Genomic DNA, 16,474 nt, shown 5'->3' on the forward strand with positions numbered 1-16,474 from the left:
GCAAAAACAACTAGCTACTTAAACATTTAGCTTCAAATTAAAAAGCCGTCTTCAAAAAAGAAGACGGCTCATATTATTGTTTTAAATTAAATACGACTAGTTACGCTATAACGCTTTTTACTTGAGACACATCAGACCACGCTGTTGTCACTGCGACACGAGATTTACTACCGAGGTTATCGATAAAGCCATTATCACCAGCCTGAGGCTCAAAGCCACTCATGGCTTGAACTAACACATCAATCGCGTTATCAGACAGAACTGTGCACTCTCGCTCACCTTCAGTATCTTTCTCACCCATCGTAATCACAACTTGTGCTCGATTACCATTAAAGTAATCACTAAAAGTTACTGAGCCGATATGTTCAAAGTTCGCCTGATCAGTATCGCCCTCAAGGTCACGTAGAATCGACAGCTTCAGGTCATAACCACTGCGTTCAAACCATAGTTTCTGCCAATCGACACCATTGAAAACAATGTTGTCTTCGCTACGAATGTCTTCCACAAGGTTGTCGATAACATCGCCACTTACGACAAAACTGTCCACATCTGTGCCACCTTTGAACGTATTTTGATAACCACCCAACACCATCAGATCGCGCCCTTCGCCACCGTTGAATTGACTGAACTTAGAGATGGCCGCTGCGATAAGATGATCCTCGCCCTCACCGCCATTCAACACAGCGTGATAGCCCATTAGCTTCACAACATCGTTGCCAGCGCTTGCATTGATACGGTTGTAGTTACCGAAGACATTGGCAAAGTCATCGCCAGCGCCTAGCTCTACTTGGTTGTTGTTGCCAATCGTCACGGAGTAGTCTTGATCGTCACCCGTATCCACACGGTTGAAGTTGCCAGACGTGACCACGTAGTCGCGGCCTGCACCAGTGTCAATTTCCCCACCTTCACCAAAGACAAACGACTGGTCATCACCGGCACCAAGGAAGACATGGTTAATGCGTCCTGCAACCACTGCCGTGTCGTTGCCATCACCACCAAACATCATGTTTTCACGTCCCATCAGAACGCCCATGTCATTGCCTTCGCCGCCCGTGAAGATGTTTGACGTGCCTGTTGCGTAGAACACATCATCGCCTCGTCCACCCCAGAAGTTGTTGTTGTCTCCTAGATACGCACCGAGATCTTTACCATCACCACCCCAGTTGAAGTTGTAGTTTCCTAGGGAGAGGTTGATGTCACCATCACCTTGGAGATGGCCACTGTTACGAAGGAAATCAAATGTTTTCTCCTTCATGTTCAGCAGATCAGCGGTGAGATTCTCTTTAAGATTTGCCACCAGCGATTTCATCTCTTTCTGCTTGTCTTGACTAAAAATAGTGGCAAACAAGTTAGGCAGGTTAAGTGAGTTAAAGCCGAAGGCACGATCTGGTGTTTCTGTTGTTTCAGTGCTGCCATCAGCCACAGTCGCACCTTGCGTACTGTTCAAGGTCTCACCATTGAGAGAAACCGAAGGCTTGCTCTCTTCCTCTTCTGGCGCTTTCTCTTTCAGTCCATGAGTTTCAGCAAAAGACTTAATGCCATCCGCCCCCATGTTGATACCCGCCTCTAGGCTATTTACTAGCTTGGTAGGATCAACAAAGGCTTGCAGTTGGTCACCACTGAACTCACCAATGACCTCCAACATCTCTTTGAGAATCGCCACGCCATCAACAGCTTCACCATTACGCGAAACAATGTGACCTGACGCGGTGTAATCCACGCCAAAAATATCCGCCAGCGTGGTCTCTGCACCCACACCAGCTAACTGACCTAATAGCTTATTCTTAAGCTGACGAGGCAAATCTTCTGGCGTGTAGGTGAAGGTCGTTTTGGCCTGACCCGTGGCAGAGAACTGTTGTGTCATGAGGCCAAACAATGAACCTAGGTTGGTATCCAAAATAGACTGGATGTTGTCACCAAACATGAAGTTCCAGTTACCTGTCGTCACTTGGATATCCGCACCTTGACCACCCACGGCAAAGTTAAACGCAAGCTTCTCATTGGCTTGACGCAGCTTATCTGCACGGCTGAGCTTGCTGGTGTCATTATTACCGTTGCCGCTTAGCCATTGATTGTACTGCTTGTTCAGAGCAGCTTCCGCATCGTGCTTCAAGCCACGGCTACTGCGCTCATTCTGCGAGTCCAGTTCAACCAAGCTGGTGTAATCAACACTGCTGCTCTGATCCAAACCAGACATATCTTTGACGAACTTCTTCGCGCCAGACAATGTCCATTGCTGTTCTTGAGCCGCGAGCCAATCTTTGCCCTCACCCGAAGTGGCAATGCTTTGTAGCACACCCGAAATACGAGCGGCACCGTCAAACGGGTTGACCAATGGCGGAGTCGGAATTGACTTATCCATCATCACAATCAGATCATTGCTTCGACCTTTGTTGAAGCTCACATTGCGATTACCCATGAACATTTGCGCACCTTCTAGTGCCTGATAACCACCAATATCGAAGCTGTGCTTGCTCTCACCATTGCCGATGTGAACCATGACGTTATTGTCACCAAAGGCCAACGACTTAAAGCCACCCGTGCCGACTTTGATGCCCACATTCGATGTACCCCAGTTCACTACCGTAAACTCACCATCACCCGCGTTGACTTGAATGTTACCTGAGTAGCTGAGTTTGTTGTTTGCAGAAGAAGATGAGATCTCTGTCTCCGCTTTGCGTTTTTCTGGCGCATCAAACACATCTTTGTTGTCACCGATTGCACCACGAGCTGGCTCGTCAACGTCGCTGACACCAACACGAGAAAGATTGATATCCCCTTCAGCGACACCATTACGAATGCGTTCATCTCGGGAAATAACTTGTCCCTGCTCATTCCAGCTCAGCGAAACTTTACTATTTACCGCTTTGTGAACCCAGCCACCTCTACCATCCAAAGATAGTTTGCGCCCCATTTCAGTTATGCGAATAAGTGCATTTCGAGCAGAGACATCCACACGAAGACCATTGCTATCCATAGCAGTGATAAATTGATGACCAAAGCCTTTCAGCATGTCATGACTTACCAAAGAACAACCCACCACACTGATATGATCTGGCTTGATGCTAACATTTTCCATTTGGCTAAATGTCTGCTGGAATTTTGCCAGTTTCACTGCAAGCTTATCGGCACTGTAGCCGCTTAAGCGAGTATTGCTGTTTTCTGAACGACGACTACCATGACCTACTAACTGCCAACGTAGCTTTCCATCCAGTTTAGACGGATCGCCATACACCACGCGGTAGTTGCCGTCTGAATCGAGCTGCACCACTACACTGCTTTCTGGGTGCTTACCTGCAAGTTTCGCAGCCGCTTTTGCAACGACAGCATCGTTTTCCATTTGCACGATGATTTGGCCGTCAAAGCGGGTTTCGCCACCGCCCGCATTTGGAGTCACAACAACACTCTCCCAGTCATTCACATTTTGGTTGTGAAGAGCGGTATTTGCACCACTCAAACTGTCCTTAAACGTGATCTTCGGTTTGTTAGCAACATCATCGTAGACAACTCGTAGACTCACATCGTCTTGTGCCACTGTGAACTGGTTCGAATCACTGACTTTAAGTGCAGGAAGATCGAGACGGTGTGTGATACCTGGAACGAACCCTTCAATACCTTTGTGAGACTGCAAATGCGCTTTACCATAGATGGCAACGAACTTTTCGCCATCAGGCAGATTTTGTAATACTTCCACCGCAATGTTGTTCGCAGCACCAGCACGGTACATCAGACCGTGTTCTGTTCCATGAACGTTTGGACGTGCAGAGCTGTTTGCATCCAGCGCGACAATGCGCATACCGTTAGCTCGAGCATTTTCGAACAGAGTGACATCGAGATGCTTGGTTTTCAGCATTGCGCTTAGCTCAGTCGACATCACACCCGTAGCTAGGTAGCGATCAATCAACGGCTGCGCAAGGTCTGAACGTAAATGCTCAAGGCCTATGACAGTAACTCCCTGTTTTTTCAGTGCATCCATCTGTTCATTAATAAAGCGCAGGCCATTGACGTCGCTGCCATGTACTTCACCAATCAAGAGGCCTTTACGATCTTCCAAAAGAACCGAAAGCTGCTCGTCAACACCCGTTGCACTAGCAAGCTTATTCGTCAGCTCATCGTAGCCTTTACCTGAGTAACGACGATCCCAAGCGTCAACGTCCGTCTCATGACTACTGCGGTAGATGCCTTCAATTTGATCCATTCGGTCGGAATCAAGTTGAGACAGATAGCTTTGATCAGCGAATTTCTTCAGCAATATCATTTCAGTTGAATCACCGGAAATCGGATCCGCTTTCTTCGCCGCTTCTTTCAAGAAGTAGAACGCCATTTGCACCGATTCAACACCCGTCAAATCCTGAAGTTCTTGATAGCTATAGCCAAGATGAACCGTTTTAGTGGATCCATCCAACGTTGCTTTACTCAACAACCCATTCGACTGAGACGTTTCTAGCCACTGTTTGAAATCTGCGTAATGCTCACCAAGATCTACGTGGTACTTTGCATCAAAGCCAAGGTCACTTGATGTTTCGCCTTTGTAACCATGCTTCGGCGCCAAGTATGGGTCTTCATTGGCCCAACGAACCATCATATCTGTCAAACCTGCGTGTTTACCGTTGGCTTCTTCAATCGCGACCATAAAGATACGAGCGGCAAGCTCTGGTCTTGTTTGTGCGATGACATCAATACCCGCTTGGGCAACTTGCATCTTACCGATAAACAACGCGCTGGTGACCTGCTCTTTCAACTGCGTTAGCGCTTGATTACGCCCCGAAGTCGGGTGTTCAGCGATGTAGGCATTAATCTTCTTGTTAAGCTCAAAGCTCGCTACGATTTGATCACGGCCTTTAACCTGATGAACAAGGTCGAGTTGATCGAGAATACCTTGGTAGGATGCGCCAATCGGTTTAGCAACAACTTTTGCTCTTTCTTTCAGCTCTTGCGCTGTAAAGATTTGCGATAAATCAACCACGACCTTGGTTTCATCACCCAATGCTTCGAGATCGTTCGCGACTCCACCCGCAGGCTTTTGAATCGGCGTTGCGTCAAACACAGGTAAATCAAGGATACCCTGCATAGTGGTCTTATCGCCAAGTGTTGGCTTATAGCCCGCTAGCGTATTGCCGTCCATCACCACCACGCGGTTGAAGATCGCTTCACCTGCTTCATTTTTATTCAGCTTGTACTTTTTAGCCATGTCCAGATCGGATTTGCTGAAGAAACGCGTTAGGTAGGCGCCAAACTTCTCTGCTGACGAAAATTCAACGATGCCAGCATTTGGATCATAGAAGCCGTAAACTCGCTCGTCACCTGAACCTTTTGCCCAAGCAGCCATCGCATGCTCAGGTGCATCCAGTTCTAACAACACCGGTTTACCATTAGCCGAAACATCAGTGATCTTCTCAACCACACCGTTCACAGTCAGTGCCTGTTTCTCTTCTAGCTTTTCATGCCACACTTTCATCGACGTATCATACATAGGGTTCTTCGTATGAATAGCCGCCAAGCTGCCAAGCAATTTGCTTGCGTTGACTTTTTCACTATCTGAATAACGCGTTGGATTGCTCAGTACTGCTGCCGCTGAGTACATCTTCTCCAGCAGTTGTCTTGCAACACCAACTTGCCCATCGTTTTCCAGCTGTTTAGCGACCAGAATGAGTTTAGAAAGTGGATCACAACGCCCACCATAACCATCATTCGATAGGTTCAACAGCATTAACTGTGGCGCAAGTTGTTCCGTCGCTTTCGCATCCACTACGCCAGCAGAGGCAATTTCACGGAACAGTCGGTTGTACTTCTCAGAGTTGTCCTGGAACGTCACTTTCAGTGCACGACTTTCAATTTCCCAAGCAAGCGCACCTTTTTGCTCTGCACTCCAGTTGCCTTTAACAAACAGATCCACCAGTTGCTTGATGCTCATATCTGAACGGAAGCCGTCAACAATCGCCTTCGCATGGTCGTTTTTGTAACCATTTAGGAAATCTTGGGTGGTACGAATGTCTTTCGATTTACCCGGTACGCTAGTATCTGGTTTCAGTGCGTCACCAAAGCGTTTAAAGTCGCTATTTACTCCTTTAAGAACTTCGCCCTCAGGAACATCGCTCACTTCCGGCTTTTGAATCGGTGTTGCGTCAAACACAGGTAAATCAAGGATACCCTGCATAGTGGTCTTATCGCCAAGTGTTGGCTTATAGCCCGCTAGCGTATTGCCGTCCATCACCACCACGCGGTTGAAGATCGCTTCACCTGCTTCATTTTTATTCAGCTTGTACTTTTTAGCCATGTCCAGATCGGATTTGCTGAAGAAACGCGTTAGGTAGGCGCCAAACTTCTCTGCTGACGAAAATTCAACGATGCCAGCATTTGGATCATAGAAGCCGTAAACTCGCTCGTCACCTGAACCTTTTGCCCAAGCAGCCATCGCATGCTCAGGTGCATCCAGTTCTAACAACACCGGTTTACCATTAGCCGAAACATCAGTGATCTTCTCAACCACACCGTTCACAGTCAGTGCCTGTTTCTCTTCTAGCTTTTCATGCCACACTTTCATCGACGTATCATACATAGGGTTCTTCGTATGAATAGCCGCCAAGCTGCCAAGCAATTTGCTTGCGTTGACTTTTTCACTATCTGAATAACGCGTTGGATTGCTCAGTACTGCTGCCGCTGAGTACATCTTCTCCAGCAGTTGTCTTGCAACACCAACTTGCCCATCGTTTTCCAGCTGTTTAGCGACCAGAATGAGTTTAGAAAGTGGATCACAACGCCCACCATAACCATCATTCGATAGGTTCAACAGCATTAACTGTGGCGCAAGTTGTTCCGTCGCTTTCGCATCCACTACGCCAGCAGAGGCAATTTCACGGAACAGTCGGTTGTACTTCTCAGAGTTGTCCTGGAACGTCACTTTCAGTGCACGACTGTCAATTTCCCAAGCAAGCGCCCCTTTTTGCTCTGCACTCCAGTTGCCTTTAACAAACAGATCCACCAGTTGCTTGATGCTCATATCTGAACGGAAGCCGTCAACAATCGCCTTCGCATGGTCGTTTTTGTAACCATTTAGGAAATCTTGGGTGGTACGAATGTCTTTCGATTTACCCGGTACGCTAGTATCTGGTTTCAGTGCGTCACCAAAGCGTTTAAAGTCGCTCTTTAATCCTTTAAGAACTTCGCCCGCTTCCACAGCTACTTGCGCAGCATTGAACAGACCCGAGACAATTTGATCCGCGTATTGACTCATTAGACGGTTACTTGCTTTGTGACCATAGAAGGTTTGTTCACCCGTAACGTTGTAGCCAGAAATCACAAGTTTGGCTCGTAGCTTCTCACCTTCTTCACCCAAGCCTTCGTTGTCTGTGAGCAGCAGAATTGGTGTCTCTTTTGGCAAGCCTTTTAGGTTCTTCTCCACCGAAAATTGACCGTTAACCGCTTTCGAGATAGTACCCACAATGCCCGCAGGATTCGCCACTTCATGAGCGGTCATCGCTTTGGTCATACTTGGCATAGGGCGGTCAAGTAATAAGCCAGAAACGGCTTGGCCATTTTGTGCGGCATAACGGGCTAAATCTGCAGCAATTGGACCACCCATTGAGTAGCCGTGAATGATGATGTTGCTTGGGTCAATACCCTTATCATTCACTAGATAGTTGAACATGGTGCGAGCATCTTGATACAAGCCTTTTTCGCTTGGCCCGCCGTCGCTTTCACCATAGCCACGCAGGTTTACCGCCAGCATGTCGATACCTTGTTTCTGGTAGTGGCTGCGAATCGTGCTCGCTTGCTCTTCAGCAGAAGAATTAGAACCATGCAGGAACAACACGACTTTGCCGCTTGTTGCGCTCGTTTCACCTTCGTCTGACGCAGCACCCTGATGGTAATACCCCGTTAGACGGCCCGCTTCCCCTTTCAGGGTAACTTTCTGCGATTCACCTTTTTCTACCGCATAGTCAAGCAGCGTTTGCGTGATATCGTCAATCTTACGACGAGCCTCTTTCTCACCATACAACTCATTATTGAGGAATCGAGTCAACGGGCTAAGAGATTCTTTGTCGCGCGGCGGTGTACCATCATTTTCAATCGCCACGTTTTCTTTCTGCTTCTCGTTGCCTGACAAGGTATCAAGGACATCACTCACTTGATGACTTTGCTTCTTCGCGGCAATTTCAAGCTGAGCTTCTTGCAGTGCCTGACCAAAGTTGAATAACTCTGTCGGTGTCCAAACACCAAACTTAGGTCGCCATGCATGGCCGATAAGTTTGTCAGCCCCACCCGCTTTCAACACTTTTGCGACTGTACTTGAGCAGTTTTTGGTCAACAACTGATAGCGAGCATCCGGATCGTTGCTTAGACGGTTCCATTCAGCTTGCATCGCCGCCACATCCAACCCTTCTAGGTTAATGCGGAACACTCGGCCTTCATCTGCTTGGCTGGCCTTAAAGTCGTAGATATCTTCCAGTGCACTTTCTGCAAACTGACGAACCACATTGCCGATTCGTTGTTCCAAAAGGTCAGGATCGCCACTCACTTGAGCTTGTTTTTGTAGCTCTTCAGCAAAACGATTTGCCACATCCATCATGTCGTAACTTATGTCATTCCACTGGTCAACATATGGTTGGAAAACATTCGCTGGAATACCTGTCGATTCAAGCATTTTTGGGTTGCACAGTAGCACACTCGCGTAACCTCCAGAAATGTCTTTGTATGAGGCATCAATACCTTTAGCAGCATTGAGTTCTTCGATAAAGCGTTTCAGTTTTGTCTCACCATCGTACAAACCAAAGCCATCGTTTTCTTCTGATACCATGTCGCGCTCAAGCGCATCATTTTGATGAGCGGGCTGACTGAAATCGCTCCTACGAAGCTTAAGATCAGGCTGATTTCTTGTCGCCACATTGAAGATATTGCGGATATTGGATGACTTGCGACCTAGTGGCCACCAACTCACGTAATTCTGTTTGTTGAAGTCAGTTGCGGCTTGACCTTCTAGCTGTGTTCGACCTTGGCCAATCTGTAGTGCTGCATGACCTAACGTACTGTGATCACTCGGCTTCCAGATGTACATGGTTGCGCTCACTGGCGACAAGTGATCTTCAAGCGCTTTGTGCACTTTGTTTAAACCTGCGATGTCAATGCCTTTACCATCTTTTGCCAGATCGTTTGCAGAGAGCCCTGCGAAGATCGTATCAGCAACGGCTTGACCATACTCATTACTCACTGCCGATTTCACTTTTTCTAGAACAGCTTCGCTGCCGCCTAGCTGATCGATACTGGCAAGATTTCCTTTGCCCTTAGTGACGAAATCGCCGTTTCCATCCAGATACAGATGTTTACTCTTTTTCAAGTTGGCGTTATCAAGCTGGTCATACAGACGGCTAAAGCTATCGTGAGCTTTGATGCTTTGCTCAGATACCGCAAGAACAGAGACGGCTTCCAGACGGGAATTCACCTGATTTAACAATGAGTTCATTGCTTCCACACGGCCAGAATCCGGATGTCCGAGTACATAACCTTCAATCTGTTTGCGTAGGTTGAGCAGTTTTTCCACAGATGTCAGTTCATAGTCTGCGTGTTCCGCCGTACTCACATGATACTCAGCCAGAGCGTCGATCACTTGTTGGTAACTTTCACCGCGAACTTTACCGCTTACATGAGCAGCATCGAGCAGCTCAGTCACAGACATCAGTTCTACATTGGCATTGTACGTCCAAGCACCGTCTTCTTTTTGCGCTAAAATTCGCGTGCGGCCATCGTGATGCGAGAGCACCTTGTTATCCACTAAGAGAAGCTCATCTGGCATCTGCTCGAAGTTGTCAAAGTTTGCCAAGATAAAGCGCTCAATGGATTTTTGTTGAGCTGCATCTTCTGGGTTATCAAGCAGAATGGTCTTGCTCTTTCCATCGGTTCCCGGCCACGAGCGAACTTCAAAACCTTCTTCGCCTTCTTGCACTAAGAGGTTGCGCTCAGTACGAAGTGAATAGAATGGTAGAGATTCACGCAACATGCTATCGATCGCGCTTAGCTTCACATCCAGTTCAACCAGCGTATCGGCTTCGTAACCATCTGGATTGTCGGCCAAAAGCTCAGCTTGTCTCTCGTGACTCAACGCATCAAAGCGTACTTTAACGGCAACACCTGCATCGGTGAGTCTGTGCCCAATCTCTTCTGCAGGCATATCTTTGTATGCTGAGACTGGTTTATCCAACAGTCGGATTTCGCCCACTAATCCTTCGTGTTGCAATTGACGCAACGCAGGAAGCTCAACATTCCAAAAATAGTTACCAAGACGCATGCCACCTTCCGCGATGACATAAACATCATTTTGTGCGCCCGTAGCATAGACTGAACTCCAGAAACCCGTATTGCTGAACGTTGCTGCATCAATTGACGATTTCAATTGATTTTGCTCAGCGTTATCTGGGTCAAGGAACATGCCACCCCAACGCATTAATTGCTTGTTCAGCTCGATTGCAAACGCATTACCCTTAACATCAATGTCGTACACTACCTTTTTGCCATCAGCCTGGGCATTGTCGAGTACGTGTCGGTATTCCTTAAAGTTTCTACCAGACCAGAACGAAACAATGCTTTTCTCACCGTTTGGTGCTTCAAAACTATAACCATAGCTCTCAAGCTTGGTGAGAAATTCGACGCGCTTGTCCCAGTCATAATGGAGCGTCGCTTCAACAAACAAAGTGGCTAATGCTTGCACTTGATCTTTTGGTACTTGGTTGTCAGTGTTTTCGATGTAGCCGCCAACAAATTGAATCATGCGCTGCTTAGTTTCATCTGACATATCAACGTCGACACGTTCAAAACCAGGGACAGGAACATATTTATCTGTCGCCACTTCGTTATCACTGTCTAGCCATCGATAAAGATTCGCCACTTTTTCTGCACGTGCAGCCACCAACGATTCTGCAAGTTCTTGGGAAATGTCACCTAACGCTTCTAAGTTCACTCCTGAAATGCGGAGCTCTTTTCGAGCCACATCCTGAGAGACTGTGGTTGGCACCACAATGCTGTCAACGTTTGTTTCGGTGAACATCGAGGTGACCGTGTTACCACGGTTCTTTCCGCGAATTCCTGCGTTAATTTGCAAACGATCAACCGCATTCATTGCATCTTCTAGGGCTTCTAGTTCTTGTTCGCTCAAACCTTCACTAAATCGGCCATCGGCACTTGTAGAATTGTTTGTGTTTACATGACTGCCCGTTTCGCCAGCGCCTTCCACGCTATGAGCCTTACCCGAAAGGCCGCTGCCAGCCGCTCCTTCCCGGTCAGGGCGGTCGCCTTTGTTTTGCTTCGTACCTTTCGCATCATTCTGCGCTTGGTTGGCTTTATTTTCGGCGTTCATCGCATCGCGATCACCACGCGATTGTGCGTCGTTTGCTGCGCTGTGTGCATCAGATTCGGCCTGTTTCGCATCGTTGCTTTTCGCCACAGCATCGGCATTGCGCGTTTCTGCATCGGCTTTAGCATCAGCAATGTCTTGCTCTGCTCCCACTCGATTCTGCTCACCTTTTGCGACACCCGCTTCAGACTTCGCAACGGACTCTTTGACTTTGCTGTTATTGTCAGACTGCGTCTGCTTCGCTGCAGCAATCTTGTCATTGGCGATCTGCTTGGCGTCGTCGAGCTGGCGTTGAACGCCATCGAGCAGACCACCGGCAAAATCGTTGCGCCATTGGTCGCCTGACTCACCAGTATGCGTTGCTTGGCCATCAAGCACATCGAGACCTTGCGCCAGTTTTGTCAACTCGGCGGTCACGGCTTCCGATTCTTCTTTCACCGCATCACGTTGAGCTTGACCGTTATTTTCTAAGGCTTGTTGGTCGGTCGACTCCAACTGACTTTGTGAACCCGCGACAGCATCGAGCTGTTTCTGCTTTTCTTGTTCAAGACGTTGGCGATCCGCTTCTGCGCGCTCTTTATCTGATAGGGCATTCTGCGAAGCTTGATCTTGCGATGCGAACTCATTCACCGCCATAGTTTGTGGTGATGTTAGTGATTTCGCCACCACGTTATCTATAATATACCCTCGGTGGTCCTGTGCGCCTGTACCGTGGAATTCGATTCGGTTACTGCCATTACGGGCGGTAAGTTTTAAGTGTTTTTGCTGCCAACCAGATTCATCACCAGACGATGAAAAGACCACTTCACCGTTCCAGATAACTTTAATACCATCACTATCTAGAAGATCAGGATATGCCGAGAAATCAAAGCACAAAGCGATAACTTCGCCTTCTGCTAGGTCATCCAAATACTGGTAGAGAATTGTGTTGGTATTCGTGGCCAGTTCAGCAACTCGTAGGCCATGACCTTCACCTTCCACCCCGTATTCACTTCCCGCCAAAGAAGCTTCGATCCCATGCGTTGCTAGCCAACCGTAGTTACCTTGTTCAAAGTCACCATTGACAATGAGATTTGGAATTTCAGTAGGCTCTGAAGGTAAATCAACATTGAGTGCATCTTCTACGTTGCTGAGATCAGGTGTATCCACCTTGGTTATGCTGCTAGTTAGGCTATCACCCAAGTCCGAGCCCACTTCTTCAATGGCATCCATTTGGAAGCCATCCAACTTAGTGATTTCAGGTGTTGCAATCACACCACGGCCTTTTTGCGTACCGGATGACGATGCTTCATCACCTTGAACCAAGTAGTTGATCGCTTGGCTACCACCGACACCAAGTACGGTTTGCTTGATATTATCAAACAGTGCCGAGAGCTTGTTGCTACTGGTGTTGCTTGACGCAACGGCCAAGCTGTAGAAATCACCGTTGCCGATTTTGATTGCGACGTTATTTTGTGCGTAAGAAGCATTAATGCCTAGGCCATCACCAATATGAATATTGGCGTTAGCTTTGCCTTTCATCACGGCAACATTCAGGCCATCACCCACTTTGGTGTTGATGTTATATTTGCCCCAAGCAACGTTAACGGATACACCATCACCGATTTTGGTATTGATGTTGGCGTCACCATAGGCGGCTGTCACGCTCAAGCCATCACCGACGGTGGTGGTGATATTGGCTTTGCCTTTTGCTGCCGTCACCTGCATACCATTACCCACTTTGGTGACAATGTTGCCTTTGCTCCAAAGAGCGTTAAAGCTGTCACCATCACCTATTTGGGTCACGATATTGGCTTCACCTTTTGCCAGTACCACGTTACGGCCATTACCCACTTTAGTAATGACGTTCGCTTTACCCCAAGCTCCGGTGTAGTCGTCGCCATTGCCCACATGAGTAATGATGTTGGCTTTACCTTGCACCACGGAGACTTCTTGGCCATCCCCCACTTTGGTGATGACGTTGGCTTCACCTTTGGCAAAGTTATAGCGATCACCGTCGCCCACTTGGGTAAACACGTTTGCTTGCCCCCAAGCGACATTGACGCCCAAACCATCACCGACTTTGGTAATGATATTTGCCTTGCCCTTGGCAATACCAATGGTCGTGCCATCTCCGACATGAGTCATCACGTTGCCGATATCGGAAATCAACAACCCTACCGTGGTGCCTTCGCCCACTTTGGTTAGGATATTGCCTTTACCAGCCAACACAGCCGCGGTTGTTGCATCACCAACATGAGTCACGACGTTGGCTTTTGCTGCCGCCACAACACCCATGAAATCATCACCCACTTTGGTGACAATATTGGCTTCGCCCAGTGCTAACACGCCCGTTAGACCATCGCCGACATGCGTCATGATGTTGGCTTTACCGAACATCGCCGCCAAGGTTGTGCCGTTACCGACCTTAGTCATCACGTTCACTTCGCCTGCGAATATTCCTAGGCTGGTTCCATCACCGACATGGGTGTAGATGTTGGCTTTACCGACCATCAGAGCCGCGGTGAGGTCATTGCCCACTTTGGTCATGATGTTGGCTTGACCGATCATTGCAGCAAACGTGCTGCCACTGCCTACGTGAGTGAAGATATTGGCGTTACCAACCATTGCAGCCAGTGTGGTTCCATTACCTACTTTTGTCGCAACGTTACCTTTGGCTAACATCAGTGCGACCGACATGCCATCACCAATGTGAGTGAAGACGTTGGCTTCTGCCACCATTAAAGCTAGCGCATCACCGTTGCCGACTTTGGTAAAGACGTTACCCAAACCGCCCATCAGCGCCCAAGCATTCCCTTCGCCCACATGGGTAAAGATGTTGCCGGCACCAATCATGACCGCAATAGAGGTTCCATCACCCACTTTGGTGAAGATGTTACCCGCGGCACCCATCACGCCAAGAGTTTGACCATCACCAACATGCGTTAGTACGTTACCAACACCAAGCATAATGCCTGTTGTGTCACCGTTACCCACTTTGGTGAGGATGTTCGCACCGCCGACCATTACGCCTGTTGTTGTGCCATCACCCACATGTGTCAGCACGTTTGCGCCACCGCCCATCACAGCAAGGGCATTCCCTTTGCCTTTTTTGGTGAGAATGTTGGCACCGCCTAAGGCTACCGCTGTGGTGTTCGAGGTTTCGTTATCGCCGCTGATGTGGGTAATCACGTTTGCGCCGCCCAACATACCAGCGGTTAGATCGCCGTCACCCATTTTAGTTAGCACGTTCGCGCCGCCAGCCAGTACCGATGCCACATCACCTTTACCCACTTGCGTCATCACGTTGAAGCCGCCCGCCGCCAACCACAAGCCGTTGCCAGTACCAATTTGGGTATGGGTGTTGTAACCACCGAACATGACGACACGGCTGTTACCATTGCCTTTGTGCACAGAAATATTGCCTAAAGCCAGCAAATGCGCAAGGTATTGACCATCGCCAATACGAACCAATACGTTTAGCGCACCACCCGCGTAAACATCCATCTTGCCTTGCTTACTTTGGTGAACCAACACATTCGCCAAACCCGCACCGCGGAAGGTTAGATCCCCTTCCTCGCCACTTTTGACAATCACGTTTGCTGCGCCACCACCGTTGAACTCGGTACTACCAAATTGCGAACTGTGGAGGATGACGTTAGCGATACCGCCACCATTAAAGTAGACATTGCCGCGAGTCACATTGGACTTAATGACGTTGCCGCCACCCGCACCATTGAAACGCACATCACCAGAGCTTTCACCGCTATCGGTAGCTGGTTTATACAAGTTTTGAGCGGTGTACTCGTCCTCGTTGATATCGGCCACGGTGTGTCTGGTGCTTCTTACTGTTTTCACATTATAACGAAGATCACTCAATGAATAGGCGCCAACACCTATTTGGTTATACTCGCTCGAAGAATTTAGGTACTCATTAGCTAGGTCTGGAGCTTGTTTTCCAAACTCATCAAACCTGTAAGAAGCTTGAGCACGATACTGTAAGCTCCCTGTTTTCTCATCATTCCTAAGTTCAACTGTCACTATTTTAGTATAGCGCCCAAAGGCTTTGGCAAATATATATGTATTGGGTAGCACATTTGATTTAACGGCCGTTACATCAATTAAGCCTTCGCTTATTGCGTAACCACCCATTTTTGCATCTAATAAAGTAACATCTTTCGCATCAATACCCGCACCTTCGTCATAAGTAACCCATTTATTCTCAGTGAGGTCTTTTTGAACAGCTTGAATCGTGACTGCCTGCTGATGCTCAACTTCGATATTAGAAAGAGCATAACCCCCCTTGATCGGGTTGGCTTTAAAGCCTTTTGAATAGGATACGATTACCCGAGCCAGATCAGTTAAATGATTACCGTGCTTGAACCAAGCTTCAGTGTAATATTTGAGTTTGCCCGTTTCTGAATCGTTATAGAGACGAACTTTGTTGATTTTGGTGTACGTACCATCTGCGATAGCAAACAGATAAGTATTTCGCTCTCGCTCTGACTTTACAGCGGTAACCGCATGGAACTTGTTGCCGTTATCAATCGACAAACCGTGCATCTGCGCCGCGGTGAGAACAATGTCTTCCGCTTTCGCATATTCGATACTTTTAGCATCAATGCTACTACCACTGCCTTCACGTGTAATAGTATTATAAGCACCGCCACCGGAGAAATGGATGTCACCGTGTAAAACTTCGGAGTAAAGGCTGTTGTAACCGCCTACGCCTTTAAAGGTGATGTTGCCGCTCAAACCTTTGCGGGTAATGCCATTATAAGCCGCTGCGCCGCCATAACTGATGTCACCATGATTACCTAGGTGGTCAATCGATACACCACCAGCGGCACCGGCGAATGACATATTGCCATCGCCACTTTTATTAATGTCTGCATACCCGGCTGCACCTTTTACAGAAAGGTGTCCAGTTGTGTCTTCCACTTTTAGATATGCAGCCCCCCCTACGACCGTATCGTTACCACTGCCGGTATAAACCTTGGCGCCAATCGATCCGACAGTGACATGATCATCACCACCATAGGCATGGATTACTCCACCCAAACCGATAGCCTCAATTTTGTTGTTGCCATCATCGGCAGTGTAGTTTCCTGTAAAGAAGTATTCAACACTTCTCCAAAATGGTTTTCCCAT

General features: G+C 48.0%; 1 protein-coding gene. It reads right to left on the bottom strand.

Annotated features, from left to right (window positions below; all coding sequences use genetic code 11):
* Positions 1 to 100: 100 nt before the first annotated feature.
* Positions 101 to 16,474 carry an MARTX multifunctional-autoprocessing repeats-in-toxin holotoxin RtxA gene (gene rtxA / locus AACW06_RS14355; RefSeq protein WP_192075590.1) on the bottom strand — a complete coding sequence of 5,458 codons (16,374 nt, stop codon included), beginning with the start codon at positions 16,472 to 16,474 and terminating at the stop codon, positions 101 to 103.

The organism is Vibrio sp. S12_S33, assembly GCF_963889785.1.
Taxonomy (GTDB): domain Bacteria; phylum Pseudomonadota; class Gammaproteobacteria; order Enterobacterales; family Vibrionaceae; genus Vibrio; species Vibrio aestuarianus.